A 13,319-nucleotide genomic window follows, 5' to 3' on the forward strand; every position below is an offset into this window, starting at 1 on the left:
ATTACTATAAATTATATTTCAAATTTGTAGTTAAATTTAACACCTACCGTAAGCGGACGATTAATGTAATGGCCGTAGTTACGTTGTATGTCGGCGCCATTTGCTGATGTTATATCGGCATCTGAACGACGAACGGATGTAACCGCGTATTTGTTGAATAGGTTATCAACATATAGGGTAGTTGACCATGCATCAGCCGTTAATTTAGCTGATATATTACTTAAGCTGTAACCTGGTAGTGTTTCGCCGTTATCACGAAGCCCTACTCTTGAAAGCACGTCGCTTTGCGCGGTTAAACCGTAGTTAATATCAAGCGTTTTGTCGTTAAACACATCTGTTTGATAGTTTACACCCATCGAAAATTGGTTTTCAGGTGAGCCTGGTAAACGGTCGCCGTCTTCTGCGCCATCGGTACCATCGGCATTAAACAAAAATGGTGCGTCTGATGTTAGCTCTGCTTTTGTGTAGGCATAAGTTGCGTAAACTGAAAACGAGTCAGATAAAATAGCGCGGGTTGAAATTTCAATCCCTTTTGCGTTCGCGCTGCCTGCGTTTGAAAGGTACGTTAATTGACCTATATCTGTAGCGCCCGTAATTTGTGCATCATCCCAATCTACGTTAAATAACGCGGCGTTAAAGTGTAGTTGGCTTCTAAACCATGTACTTTTAAAGCCTAGCTCGTAGTTTGTTGTGGTGTCGGCTTCATATAATAATTCGTCAGGTTTACCACAGCCTGTTTGTTGATCCTCAACAATTGGATCAGGACAAGACACTAAACCGTTTGAGCCGCCAATTCTAAAGCCTTCACTTACTGTTACATAACCCATTACTGAGTCAGTGAACTGGTATTTAGCATTAAATTTAAATAAGTTACCGTTATCGCCTGCTTCGTCTTTTTCGTATGCAACGGTGGTTACATCAGGATCTACTCCACCATACAATGTATTTGCTAGCGGGAAGTCAAAAGCCGCTTGCGACTCTATATCGTATTTGTAAAAACGGGCACCAATGGTCACATCTAATTTGTCGGTAACTTGGTAACCAACCTCACCAAATAGTGCAGACTCAGTGACGGTACTTTTTGTAAGCTCTAAGTATTCTAATGAGTCAGGTCTTAGCTGCTCGCCACCAAAGTTATCGATAGCGAATTGGTCAAACCCAGGCGTAAACTCTCTGCTTGATGCTTCGGTTTCTGTTTTGTTGTAAAAGCCACCCACAATCCAGTTAAAGTCGCTGTCGCCTTGCGACACTAAGCGAATTTCTTGAGTGAAGGTATCTTCTTCGTCAATTTCACGGGTAAACGTTGAAAACGAAGGAAATTCTTCATAGCCGTAATCAAGACGAATAAGTAAGTCTGTTTGGTCACGTTGGCCGTCGGCATCAAAGCTTGAAATACCCGTTGCCGATACTAGCTCTGCAAAACCTAGGTCGGCTTTTAGTTCAAGGCTTAGTAATTGATCTTTTTTCTCGCGAGGTTCTTCAAAGCGATAAGCCGATTCGTATTTACCTATTACGTCGCTTAAACCGTTGTTTGAATTAAGGCTGTTGTAATGAACAATCGAGCGACCTTCGCTGTCTTGGTTTTGGTAAAAGTAGTTAAGCGTACCTTCAAACGATTCATTTGGTTTAAAGCGAACAGAAATACGACCTGTAGTGGTGGTTTCGCCGTTGGCGTCTTTTACATTTTTAAGGTTGTTACTAACTGCTGAGCTATCGCTCCAATCAGGATCTGGCAGTGATACACCAGGCTCGCGTACTACGTAGCCGTAATCGATAAAACCTGGGTCTTCATATACGTTTAAGCTGGCGCGAACTGCAAGCTTGTCTTCAATTAGTGGAAGGTTAAATATAAAGCCGCCTTCGCCACCTAAAGAGTCACTTTCTTTTGTTTGAAACAGGTCGCCGTAAACTTCAAGCGATGTAAAATCAAGCTCAGGCTGTTTAAGCATGTAGCGAATTGCACCGCCTAATGTGCCTGCACCATAAAGGGTGCCTTGTGGCCCAATTAATACTTCAACACGCTCAATATCTACTAGGCGCATATCTACCGAAACAGGAATTTCGTTAATGTAAGTAGATACTGTGCCGCCATCTGATGATGGACCAGACGAGTTTGTATTTAAACCACGAACAATAATAGGCGAGCCTGAGCGGCCACCTTGATCGGTAATTGTTAAACCAGGTACCCAGCGCGCTACATCCGCAAGCTCACTGATATTTTGATCTTTCATTATATCAGCATCAAGGGCTGTAATATTTAGCGGTGCATTTTGCACCGAGCCGCTGCGCCTTGTTGCTGTAACTTCGATTACTTCGAGTGATTTGTTTTTAGCTGCAACTTCTTCTTGAGCAAGTGCGGCATTAGGCAATAAAAATACGCTAGAAACAGCGCTCGAAATAGCCAAGGTTAACAAGCTTGGTTTAAACATAAAAAGTGATCCCCAGTTCAAATGTTTTACATTAGTAAATTAAGTTAAGCAGTTTATCAGGGAGTGAAGTAGCTTGGAATATTTAAATTGAATTTTAATTCACTTTTATAGAATAAATATAGCTTGTTTTCGGGGTTTTTATTTAGTTAATAGGCAATACAGGCAATGGCTTAGTGTAATTAGGTACAGTTAGATTAAAAATTAAACCCTTGTTTAAAGGTAAATAGTCATTCGTATTTTAAAGGTGGTGTTATGACGTGCTCGTTAAACAAATTATTACATTAAAATTAATATTTCATAATGTCATTACTTATACTTTTATTAGCACTATTAAAGTGTATTTTGATCCCCATTAAGAATGTTAAGTCGCCATTACTAGTGACAGTTTAAGTTATTGAGTGAGCGTGTTTGATTGCCGCTTCGTATTCTATTTTTTGTTTTGTCCGCACTTTTTTGTGCGTGTTTTTAAGGATTAACAATGAGCCAACTATTTTCGCCTTTATCACTTGGGCAAGTAACGTTAGATAACCGTATTATTATTGCCCCTATGTGTCAGTATTCAGCCAATAATGGCGCTGCTAGCGATTGGCATACTATTCATTTAGGCCAATTGAGTTTAAGTGGTGCAGGGTTACTTATTTTAGAAGCAACAGCAGTAAACCCAGAAGGGCGTATTAGCTACGGCGATTTGGGGCTTTGGAATAACGAAACCCAGCAAGCACTAGGCAAAAGCCTAAAAGCAGTATGGCAATACAGCCCTATGCCTATTGGTATTCAGTTAGCGCATGCTGGGCGCAAAGCATCAACTGAAAAACCATGGGACGGTGGCGATGCCATTGCACCTGATGATGTAAATGGCTGGCAAACGCTCGCACCTTCGGCAATTGCGTACGACGATAGCAGCCCAGTGCCAAAAGCAATGAGCCAATCTGACATAGATTCACTAATTAAAGACTTTGTAAGTGCAGCTAAACGCGCTGATGAACTCGGCCTTGATTTAATCGAGCTACATGGTGCGCACGGTTACTTGTTACATCAATTTTTGTCGCCACTTTCAAACAAGCGCGACGACAACTACGGTGGCAACCTAGAAAACAGAATGCGGTTATTGCTTGATGTGTTTAAAGCGGTAAGAGCGGTATTCCCCAGTAATAAAGCGGTAGGTGTGCGTATTTCGGCAACCGATTGGGTTGAAGGCGGCTGGGATTTAGATCAATCGATAGTGCTTAGTAAAGCGCTTGATGAACTCGGTTGTGATTTTATTCATGTAAGTACGGCGGGCCTAAGCCCTGAGCAACAAATACCAGTAAAACCTAATTTTCAGGTACCGTTTGCAACAGCCATTAAAGAAGCGGTTAAAATGCCTGTTATAGCGGTGGGTTTAATTACACAGGCGCAACAAGCCGAAGATATTATTAGTGAGCAGCAAGCCGATGGCGTAGCACTAGCGCGTGGTATTTTATATAACCCGCACTGGCCGTGGCATGCAGCTGCAGAGCTTGGCGCTACAGTAACTGCACCTAAACAGTATTTACGTTCAAGCCCACATGGGCGGCCATCACCAATAAAATAAAACGAAGCTTTTTGTAGAAACCCAACCCGCGTTTGCGGGTTGGGTTTTATTATTTTTATAAAGTAGAGACACACATGACCCAACCAGGCGTTTCAGCGCAACCACTTAGCAATACACTCGTTACTATTATTGCTTTGTGTTGCGGTCTTATTGTTGCCAATATTTATTACGCTCAACCTATTATTGAGTTGCTTGCCCCAGAAGTTGGATTAAGTGCGCACAGTGCTAGCCTTATCGTATCGCTTACACAAATAGGCTATGCTTTGGGGTTGTTTTTTTTAGTGCCATTAGCTGACTTAATTGAAAATAAGCGTTTAATGCTTATTACTTTAGCTGTGTCGTTTTTGAGTTTAGTGGGGACTGCACTTGCTGATTCACCTAATGTAATGCTTATTTTATGTTTAATGATAGGTATGAGCTCGGTTTCTGTTCAGGTGCTTATTCCACTTGCTGCGCATTTATCGTCTGACGAAAAACGCGGGCAGGTTCTTGGTAATATTATGGCGGGTTTGTTGTTAGGTATTTTGCTAGCAAGACCTATATCGAGCTTAATAGCCGATCACTTTGGTTGGCGCGCTGTATTTTACTTTGCAGCAGGGTGTATGGTGTTTATTGCTGGCGTAATTTATTTTGCTATTCCAAGCAGGCAACCTACCCATAAAACAACGTATTTTAAGTTATTAAAATCGCTTAAACAGTTAATGATAAGCCAACCAGTGCTGCGCCAACGTTCACTTTTTCAAGCATTAATGTTTGCATCATTCAGTTTATTTTGGACGAGCGTACCGGTTGTGCTTGCCCGTGAGTATGGTTTATCGCAATCAGAAATAGCATTGTTTGCATTAGTGGGTGCGGCAGGTGCTGTAGCTGCCCCTATTGTTGGTCGCTTGGCAGATAAAGGCTATACGCATCAGGTATCGTTACTGGCCAAAGTAATTGCAGCAGTGTGCTTTTTACCAAGCTTATTTGAGCTACCTTACGGCATTATAGTATTGGCATTAACCGGTGTGTTTATTGATTTTGCTGTGCAGGCCAATATGGTATTGGGTCAACGTGCTGTGTACGTACTAGAGCCACAAAGCCGTGCGCGTTTAAACGCTATTTACATGACGAGTATATTTGTAGGTGGCGCAGTAGGCTCGCTTATTGCCAGCCCATTATATGAAGCGGGCGGGTGGACAGGTATTGCACTGGTTGCTACGGGCATGCCGCTTATTTCGTTGATTGGCTATTTGGTTACAACTAAAAAGCAAAGTAAGGCTGTGAGTTAAAAAGTTACCGGATACAACACAATAAAGTCACCATGTTACGTGGTGACTTTATTTAGGTTATTTGGTAGTTAATTAAGTAGCCTGTTTTTTTGCGTTTGAAAACGAGCTACCAACAGATGCAATAATTACAAGTAAAATAGCGAGCCACTGCCATAAAGTAAGTAACTCACCCAGTATAATAAACCCTGCGAGCGAAGCTATTGCAGGCTCTAAGCTCATCATTACGCTAAACCCTTGTGAAGGCATGTTACGCAGTGCAACCATTTCAAGTGTGTAAGGCAGTGCGCTTGATAAAATAGCAATACCAATACCCAGTGGGATAATTTCCCACGTAAACGCGGCGCTTTGCATAATGCCGCCGTAAGGTACTAGCACTATAGCGGCAACGGTCATACCCAATGCAACAGTGGCTCCACCAGAGCTTTGTGTGCCCGTTTTTTTACCAAATAATATATAACCTGCCCAACATGCACCGGCACCAAGCGCAAGCGCTACACCCAATGGATCAAGGCTGTCTTGGCCGCTCATATCAGGAAGCAGAAGTAAAATACCGGCAATAGCACACGCAACCCAAAATAAGTCACGTTTACGGCGTGATGAAAATAAGGCAACAGCAAGCGGGCCTGTAAATTCAAGTGCTACACCAATGCCTAGTGGAATGCGTTCAATGGCGTAATAAAACAAAATGTTCATGCCGCCTAAACTTAAACCATACACAATTATAGGAATACGATTACCCGAAGTAGGTAAGTGTTTCCAAGGTTTAAACACTAAGCAAAGTATAAAGGCAGAAAAACCAAGCCTAAGGGCTGTCGTGCCTTCAGGACCAACAATAGGAAAAAGCTGTTTTGCAAATGACGCGCCCGTTTGAATGGTCATCATTGCAAGCAGTACACACACGATAGCCAGTAAATAACTTTTTGAAGATGCTTGCATTTTTATCCTTGAGTTGAGTAACTCTATCAATTAGTTAAATTGTAATGCAGGGAGTATAAAAGCTAAACCCGCCCGATATTAATGGCGGCATAGTATCTTTTTTTAAATTTATAGGTAAGTGTTTGCGACCAAAAATAGCGCAATTAAAAGTATATTAAATAGGGCGGGTAAATAAAGTAAGAGGTAAAGTTAGCAAACAGGCGTTTGCTAACTTTAATCAGTTGGTTAAAAGGCCTTAGTGGGCACTTTTATTAACTAAGCCATCAAGTGAGTAGAGGCCTCGTTTTTCATCATTTTTGCGTTTAATTTCTTCAAGTGCACGCGATTCTACAGCGTCAAATAAAGCATTAATTAAGCGGTTAAAATGTTTGTGCATTGCGGTGCGCGCTGCATTTGCATCATGCGACTTTAGGGCTGTATAAATAGCGGTGTGTTCGTCCATAACGCACTCGTTATTGTTTTTACACACACTGCCATAGTCAGCAACAATTTGTGGGTTTGTTAAACGTAAATCCCACAAGTTAGACACTGCGAATTCAAGTGCTTTATTGCGCGTTGCTCTAGCTATAATTTCATGAAACTCACGGTCGGCTTGCTCAACATAAAGGCCTTTTTCCATGGCAATTAATGTTTTATTTAGTTGCTCTAGTTCTTCTTCTGTAATGCTTTGAGCAGCTAAAGCGGCAATTTCGCCTTCAATTAATGCGCGAGCTTGAGTAAGTTCAAATGCACTGATCTCTTTTGATTTTATAGATGCATTTTTTTGTTCTACTACGTAAACACCAGAGCCGGTTTTAACTTCAACTCGGCCACGTACTTCTAATGCGATAATAGCTTCTCTAATGGTAGGGCGACTTACATCAAACATTTCTGCAAGTTCACGTTCAGGTGGTAAACGACTCCCAGCAGAAAATTCGCCTTGATTTATTAAAGACTCAATTTTATCAACTATGCGCCAAAATAAGCGACGATTACCCATACTTTACCTTCATTACCTTAAGGAATAATGGCCTCTGGGGCCTAAAAGTCAAAACCAACTGTTAATATCAGAGGTTACCTTAAAATTCACTATTATGTCAAAATTCTAACGCGATGTTATGGTTAAAAACTACTATACACTAATGGTTGTATTCTTGTATTACCAATTTAGTTTAAAATAATGTAATTGGCCAGCTTGATTGGTAATGTTTTTATGTGTTAGGTTAGATTTAAGGTTATTGAGTAATAAATATTGGTAATAAACCGAGTTGGGTTGTCAGTGTTAAGTTTTTTATTGTAGAAGTATTTGATTGCCCATGGATGGGGATCGCTATTATTTAAATGTGTTTTTAAAGTGTGTTTTGTAAAATGTGTAGTTGTACGAGAGCTATTTAAGCTTTCTTCTGGGCGTTAACTGTCGTTGGTTAACGCCCATATTTTATTTAATTAGTCGTTAGGGTACACAACCCCAAGCTGTTTGCGCGCTTCATCAAGAACGCTCATTACGTTACTGGCTAAAATGTGCGTATTAACGGGTGACTCAAGGATATTTCGCTTCACTAATGCCATAAAGTGTTCAACTTCGTATTTCATAAAGTGCTCATCAAATGGCTGGGATATAATCTCTACCTCACCATTATTAGCAATAAACTCCACCTTTTTAAGTTGCGATACGGCTTCTATACGTATGCGTCCAAGTTCGCCTTGTATTTCGGTTATGTTGTCGCCTTGCGATATTTTAGAGTAACTAATAACGGCTTGTTTATCAGCGTAGTTTAGTAATACATCACCCGCACCATCTACACCTGTATCAAGTAATACGCCACTGGCACTTACGCTTTGCGGTGCTCCCCAAAGTGCAATTAATAAATACAGTGGGTAAATCCCTAAATCAACTAAAGCACCATTAGCAAACTCGGGCAAAAACGTATTTGGACGTTCGCCATTTTTATATTTATCGTAACGCGATGAATATTGACTGTACTGGCCAATATATTTACGTGGTGTGCCAATTTTTACCATTGCCTGTTGCAGTCGTGCAAAGTTAGGCAAGTGAGTGGTCATCATGGCTTCCATGTAAAGGCGCTGATGTTTTTTTGCTGTAGCTATAATGCTTGCAAGCTCTTTAGAATTGGCTGCTGATGGTTTTTCGCCAAGGATATGTTTACCTGCTTCTAGGCACATAACGGCATATTGCTTATGTAAGCTGTTAGGGGCGGCTACGTAGACAGCATCAACATTTTGATCTTGGCATACTTGCTCGATTGAGGTGAAAATTTTTGCTTGTGCATTTTGTGGGTGTTTGGCTAAAAATGCTTCGCCGCTTGATACTGCGCGCGAGCACACCCCATATAAATTAAAATCGTTTAATGTATTTGCAGCGGCTAACAGTGTGTCGCTAATAAAATTGGTGCCAACAATAACAAAGTTCATGCTCACTCCTTAGCTTAAATAAAAATAATAAGAGTGTTTAGTTTAACATCTTTTTAGTCCTATATGCTCGAGGAGAACATCCAAACCAGCGTTTAACATTAACACTTAGTGTTGCTTGCTCCTGATACCCTAAAAGCTCAGATATGGTTGATATTGTAAATTGGTTTTGCGCTAAATAGTGTGCAGCTAAAGCGCGACGAGTGGCATCTTTAAGTTTTATAAAGCTCGTATTATGTTTGATAAGTTCTCGATGCAGAGTACGCGGGTGCATACCCAGCGCAGCTGAAATAGTTTGGTTACTACATTGATAAATAGGAAGCATAGGCCTAATTAGTGCACTAACTTGGTTGGGCAATGGTTGTGTGTGTTCTTTGTTTTTTGCCAAGAAGCTTAGCGCCGCTTGTACTTTATTTAGTTCAGGGTGATCAAGCTCAAGAGTTAAATCACTTTTTGAGATTACAATACCAGCGCTGTTGCGATGCTCTATAACGTTACAACCAAAGTAAGTGTTATAGGCACGAGTATTAGTACTTAATTTTTTTGGCAAAAATATATTAATTGGTTTGCAGCGGTTATTACTCAGCTTTTTAATAACAGCCAATGCTAAACCAATAGTTAGCTCAATCACTTGGTTGATGTTCGGTAATGGTTTTAAATTAATTTCGAATGATAAAAACAAGCTTTTATCATTCTCTAAAGGGTGCGAGTTTAAGCTAAGTGCAGGGCTGTGCAAGTGAAGGTATTTAATAACCCAATTAAGTGCATCACCTAAATTAGTACTACTTTTAGCTGCTATTGCAATATGCCCTAAAATATCAAAATTTTGTCTACTTGCGAGCTTAAGGCCAAAACTAGAACAATTGAACTTACAAGCACAGTACTCTAATAGCTCAGCGTAATCTCGATAAGGTAAATATTGGTTATCGAGATTTTTAAAGTCAACGTTATTAATATTACAGTTTTGCATTATTTCATGCGGATCGCCGCCAAATTCGCTAATTAGGGTATCTATACCTTGTAATGACGTGGCTCTGATTAGGCTGCTCATGGTTAACCTCAAATAAACGATGTCTAAAAATATCAAGTTTTGTTGAGTTTTTCTATGCACTATTACTGCAAAAGCCGTTTAAAACTTTTATTAAGGTACACCATGAACAATACAACATTTGATTACATTGTGATTGGCGCAGGTAGTGGCGGCTGCGTTATGGCATCGCGCTTGGCTGAGGATAAAAATGTAAGTGTGTGCTTAATTGAAGCTGGCGGCAGTGATAACAGTGTATTTGTGCAAATGCCAGCAGGCATAGCAGCGAGTGTGCCTTATGGCATAAATAGCTGGCATTACAATACGGTGCCACAAAAAGAGCTTAATAACCGATGTGGTTTTGTGCCGCGTGGCAAAGTACTGGGTGGGTCAAGCTCGACTAATGCAATGGTTTACATAAGAGGTAATAAGTACGATTACAACCAATGGGCTGCTAATGGCAATACGGGATGGGATTTTGAGAGTTTACTCCCGTACTTTATTAAAGCTGAGAACAATAAAGCATTTACAAATAATGAGCTGCACGGGACAAAAGGTCCGCTACATATACAAGAGCTAAATAACCCAAGCGATGTAAACCAATACTTTTTAAATGCCTGTGCTGAGCAGGGCGTTAATTTAAGCGACGATATAAATGGCAAAGAGCAAAGCGGCGCACGTCTATCGCAGGTAACTCAGCACAATGGCGAGCGTTGTAGTGCAGCAAAAGCATATTTAACCCCGCATTTAAACCGCCCCAATTTAACGGTATTAACCCATAGCCACGTTAATAAAATAAATGTAACCAATAAGATAGCGCAAGGTGTGCAAATAGAGCGTAATAAAGAGGCTATTAATTTACGTGCTAAAAAAGAGGTAATACTTAGTGCAGGCGCTATTAATTCGCCGCAAATATTAATGCTTTCAGGTATTGGCCCTAAAGAGCAGTTAAGCGCACATAACATTAAGGTTCAGCACGTACTTGAAGGTGTTGGCGCTAATTTACAAGATCACTTAACGGTGGTGCCACTTTATAAATCAAAAACAAATAAAGGCACATTTGGTATAAGCCCGCTAGGCATTGCCAGTATTTTTAAAGGGTGCGTTAATTGGTTTAGTAAACGAGAAGGGCGATTAACCAGTAACTTTGCAGAGTCGCACGCGTTTATTAAATTATTTGAAGGCTCGCCAGCGCCCGATGTGCAACTAGAGTTTGTAATTGGGCTGGTGGACGATCATAGTCGTAAATTACACACTGGGCATGGTTACAGTATACACAGCAGTATTATGCGCCCCAAAAGCCGAGGCTCTATTACATTAGCTGATAACAACCCGCGTAGTGCACCGCTTATAGACCCTAATTATTTAAGCCATCCAGATGATTTAACTGTAATGCTTGCTGGTCTTAAAAAAACACTCGCTATTATGCAAAGCAAAGCTTTTGATAACATACGCGGTAAAATGCTCTATCCGCTTGATATAAATAATGATGATCAGCTAATTGAGTTTATACGCCAAACTGCAGATACCGAATATCACCCAGTAGGGACATGTAAAATGGGGCAAGACTCAATGGCAGTGGTGGATACTAATTTACGAGTACACGGGGTAAGTAACTTACGCGTAGTCGATGCGTCGATTATGCCTACCATTATTACCGGCAACACAAATGCACCGGTAATTGCGATTGCTGAAAAAGCGGCTGATTTAATTAAACACGAAAAGGTGTAATTAAATAAACTGTAGTATGGCTATTAATTAGCTATAAAACTCATTTAGCCATTGTTGCCAATCACTTTCCAGGTGCAGCATTTGCTGATGCTTTTTAGCGTTTAGATGCTTGGTTTCGTCCTCGCTTGCCATATAGGGTCCAACGCGGCAAAGGGGGCAATGGTTAGATGTTAAGTATGCAGGCTTGGTAAGACGTGAGCTTAATTCGCTAGTATGTGTATCAATACTTTTTGGGCTGAAAACGTAAGTTATGCCGCTGGTGTCTTTTACGTGTTTATCGCGGTCAACATTACGAATTTTATAACCTTCAAAATGGCTAATATCAAATGGGATTTGGCCTAAATAATCAGCGTTTAAACCGTTATTTAAACTCCCTTCTATATTCCATTCTCGATAAGGTTTTACATCCTTTGAAGTGATATAACACAGCATTGGACCATTTTTATCAAGCGCGTATTCGTTAGCGTATTTAATAAATTGATGCAGTAAAGCGCGGTTTAATACGTTCATACTGGTTTGGCGCGTGTTGTTTTCAAATGCTTCACGGCCAACAAACGCAGGTATAAGCGGAAACTGAAAAATAACCACGTCAAAGCTGTGCTGGTTTTCACTTAGAGTTTGCCAACACGCGGGATTTGTTACATCAAAACTATTAAGTATCTCAACGTTATGCGCTTTTAGGTTACTAAGTGCATTGTGCTGATACTTTTGCTCAATAGTTGCCTGTTCATCGTAAGTGGATGCAACCAAAGCTTTTGGCGATAGATGAGTGTAAATAGCGTTCGAAAAAGATAAATCGCCATCGCCTACGGTGAGTATTCGCCATTGAGGATTTAAATACATATTTTATTTAGCGTTTATGTTTGTAGAAGTATTATTTATATCGCTATTTGTTTGTGAGTCTTTTGCTAGTAAACGATGAAACGCAAGTCTGGTTTTTAACCCTTCAATTGCGATTTGTTTAATAATAAGATTAAAGGTAATTAAAATGGCAAAGGCAATATGAATAGGGCCGTGAGTAAATCCTGCATCTGTATCGTACAGTGTTAAACCAAATAGCAAAAATAAGACGACTAAAAATATTTCGAGTAATTGACTTGAATAAAAGCTTAAACGACCTTCGCTTTTATGATCTTTTTTAATGCGTATAGCACAAAAAAATGGGATCACTTTGATTTTAAATGCAGCGTTTTTTTCTACGTAGTTTTCGCCAAGTTCGTCGAGTTGTTGGCGTAGTTGGTCAATCATGGTGTGTCCTCAAATAGCAGTGCGCGGATATTACCTTATTACCACGCAATATTTAAGTTTACAGCCACTATTTAACCTGAACTCTGGTTAATAGATTTGCTAACGCATTGAATTATGGTGATATTTAAGTTTATTTTCTCTAGCCAGAGATTTTCTGTGAGAACAAGGCGAATTTACGCGTCAATAGCGGGCCTATTGCAAGTAAATTCAACGCAGTTAGCGCTGAAAATAGCTGCTTGAGATAGATTTATTATCCAGAGCTCAGGTTACTTAGGGTAAATACTCATACCAATAGTAAGGATATGACAAACAAACACAACAGAGGTAAGTACTACACGCATTTTTTGATAATCTTTATGATAGGTTTTCCATTGCGGCGTGGCTTTTTCAAATATAAGTACTAACCAAAAACTAGCACCTAGCCAAGCCAGTGCCCACTCTACAGGTAAAAATGATAAAAATGGAACTGGGATAACAGGTAATACCGCTTTAATTGCATTGCTATAGCTTTGCTCTCCGGCGCGCCACAAGCTACCTGCCATAAATGCTAAAATGGCGATACTGTAAAAAGTAAAAAACTCTAAGTTAAGGCTATTACTGCCAAACATAAGCGGCCAACCCACACACCCTAAAAACGGGATTAAGCCTAAGTAACCTAGTTGTATGTGGTTAAAAAATTTTTCCATTACGGCGTG

Annotated in this window: 11 protein-coding genes; 3 read left to right on the top strand and 8 right to left on the bottom strand. The window is 40.2% G+C overall.

The genetic code is table 11. From position 1 onward, the window contains the following. Window positions 1-11: 11 nt before the first annotated feature. Window positions 12-2,429 (bottom strand): TonB-dependent receptor, encoded by a 2,418-nt coding sequence (locus CXF76_RS17460; RefSeq protein ID WP_101164236.1) that lies wholly within the window; start codon window positions 2,427-2,429, stop codon window positions 12-14. A 478-nt stretch (window positions 2,430-2,907) separates the two neighbouring features. Between CXF76_RS17460 and CXF76_RS17465 the strand changes: the two genes are divergently transcribed. Together CXF76_RS17465 and CXF76_RS17470 are read left to right on the top strand one after the other, a co-directional pair. After that, window positions 2,908-4,002 carry an NADH:flavin oxidoreductase/NADH oxidase gene (locus CXF76_RS17465; RefSeq protein ID WP_101164237.1) on the top strand — a complete coding sequence of 365 codons (1,095 nt, stop codon included), beginning with the start codon at window positions 2,908-2,910 and terminating at the stop codon, window positions 4,000-4,002. A 74-nt stretch (window positions 4,003-4,076) separates the two neighbouring features. Beyond that, entirely contained in the window at window positions 4,077-5,273 is a 1,197-nt protein-coding gene (locus CXF76_RS17470) for an MFS transporter (RefSeq protein ID WP_101164238.1), read from the top strand. 72 nt (window positions 5,274-5,345) lie between these two features. Here CXF76_RS17470 and CXF76_RS17475 read toward each other — a convergent pair whose 3' ends face one another. From CXF76_RS17475 to CXF76_RS17490, 4 genes are all read right to left on the bottom strand, one after another. After that, the gene (locus tag CXF76_RS17475; protein ID WP_024591885.1) at window positions 5,346-6,209 is read right to left on the bottom strand and encodes an EamA family transporter; all 864 of its coding nucleotides are present in this window, start codon (window positions 6,207-6,209) and stop codon (window positions 5,346-5,348) included. A 235-nt stretch (window positions 6,210-6,444) separates the two neighbouring features. Continuing rightward, the gene (locus CXF76_RS17480; RefSeq protein ID WP_024591884.1) at window positions 6,445-7,188 is read right to left on the bottom strand and encodes a FadR/GntR family transcriptional regulator; all 744 of its coding nucleotides are present in this window, start codon (window positions 7,186-7,188) and stop codon (window positions 6,445-6,447) included. Between the two features lie 446 nt (window positions 7,189-7,634). Further along, window positions 7,635-8,621: a Gfo/Idh/MocA family protein gene (locus CXF76_RS17485; protein ID WP_024591883.1), complete on the bottom strand. Its 987-nt coding sequence runs from the start codon at window positions 8,619-8,621 to the stop codon at window positions 7,635-7,637. Between the two features lie 37 nt (window positions 8,622-8,658). Then, window positions 8,659-9,669, bottom strand: coding sequence for an AraC family transcriptional regulator (locus tag CXF76_RS17490; RefSeq protein ID WP_101164239.1), 1,011 nt, complete (start codon window positions 9,667-9,669; stop codon window positions 8,659-8,661). Between the two features lie 102 nt (window positions 9,670-9,771). On the opposite strand from CXF76_RS17490, the gene CXF76_RS17495 reads away from it, so the two are divergent. Then, the gene (locus tag CXF76_RS17495) at window positions 9,772-11,376 is read left to right on the top strand and encodes a GMC family oxidoreductase (RefSeq protein ID WP_024591881.1); all 1,605 of its coding nucleotides are present in this window, start codon (window positions 9,772-9,774) and stop codon (window positions 11,374-11,376) included. A gap of 27 nt (window positions 11,377-11,403) precedes the next feature. Here the strand turns inward: CXF76_RS17495 and CXF76_RS17500 are convergent, their stop codons facing one another. From CXF76_RS17500 to CXF76_RS17510, 3 genes are all read right to left on the bottom strand, one after another. After that, window positions 11,404-12,219, bottom strand: coding sequence for a class I SAM-dependent methyltransferase (locus CXF76_RS17500; protein WP_101164240.1), 816 nt, complete (start codon window positions 12,217-12,219; stop codon window positions 11,404-11,406). A gap of 3 nt (window positions 12,220-12,222) precedes the next feature. After that, on the bottom strand, window positions 12,223-12,624 hold the full coding sequence (locus CXF76_RS17505) for a hypothetical protein (protein ID WP_024591879.1): 402 nt from the start codon (window positions 12,622-12,624) through the stop codon (window positions 12,223-12,225). Window positions 12,625-12,890: 266 nt separating this feature from the next. Further along, a complete protein-coding gene (locus tag CXF76_RS17510; RefSeq protein ID WP_024591878.1) occupies window positions 12,891-13,310 on the bottom strand; it encodes a DUF3429 domain-containing protein in 420 nt (139 codons plus the stop codon). Between the last annotated feature and the right edge of the window lie 9 nt (window positions 13,311-13,319).

Origin of the sequence: Pseudoalteromonas sp. 78C3 (assembly GCF_002836695.1) — a bacterium.
GTDB classification, from domain to species: Bacteria; Pseudomonadota; Gammaproteobacteria; order Enterobacterales; family Alteromonadaceae; genus Pseudoalteromonas; species Pseudoalteromonas arctica.

Coding starts and splice junctions, on each gene's coding strand:
- CXF76_RS17505 (WP_024591879.1), bottom strand. CDS start 12,624: ATGATTGACCAACTACGCCAACAACTCGACGAACTTGGCGAAAACTAC.
- CXF76_RS17480 (WP_024591884.1), bottom strand. CDS start 7,188: ATGGGTAATCGTCGCTTATTTTGGCGCATAGTTGATAAAATTGAGTCT.
- CXF76_RS17510 (WP_024591878.1), bottom strand. CDS start 13,310: ATGGAAAAATTTTTTAACCACATACAACTAGGTTACTTAGGCTTAATC.
- CXF76_RS17500 (WP_101164240.1), bottom strand. CDS start 12,219: ATGTATTTAAATCCTCAATGGCGAATACTCACCGTAGGCGATGGCGAT.
- CXF76_RS17490 (WP_101164239.1), bottom strand. CDS start 9,669: ATGAGCAGCCTAATCAGAGCCACGTCATTACAAGGTATAGATACCCTA.
- CXF76_RS17470 (WP_101164238.1), top strand. CDS start 4,077: ATGACCCAACCAGGCGTTTCAGCGCAACCACTTAGCAATACACTCGTT.
- CXF76_RS17495 (WP_024591881.1), top strand. CDS start 9,772: ATGAACAATACAACATTTGATTACATTGTGATTGGCGCAGGTAGTGGC.
- CXF76_RS17485 (WP_024591883.1), bottom strand. CDS start 8,621: ATGAACTTTGTTATTGTTGGCACCAATTTTATTAGCGACACACTGTTA.
- CXF76_RS17475 (WP_024591885.1), bottom strand. CDS start 6,209: ATGCAAGCATCTTCAAAAAGTTATTTACTGGCTATCGTGTGTGTACTG.
- CXF76_RS17465 (WP_101164237.1), top strand. CDS start 2,908: ATGAGCCAACTATTTTCGCCTTTATCACTTGGGCAAGTAACGTTAGAT.
- CXF76_RS17460 (WP_101164236.1), bottom strand. CDS start 2,429: ATGTTTAAACCAAGCTTGTTAACCTTGGCTATTTCGAGCGCTGTTTCT.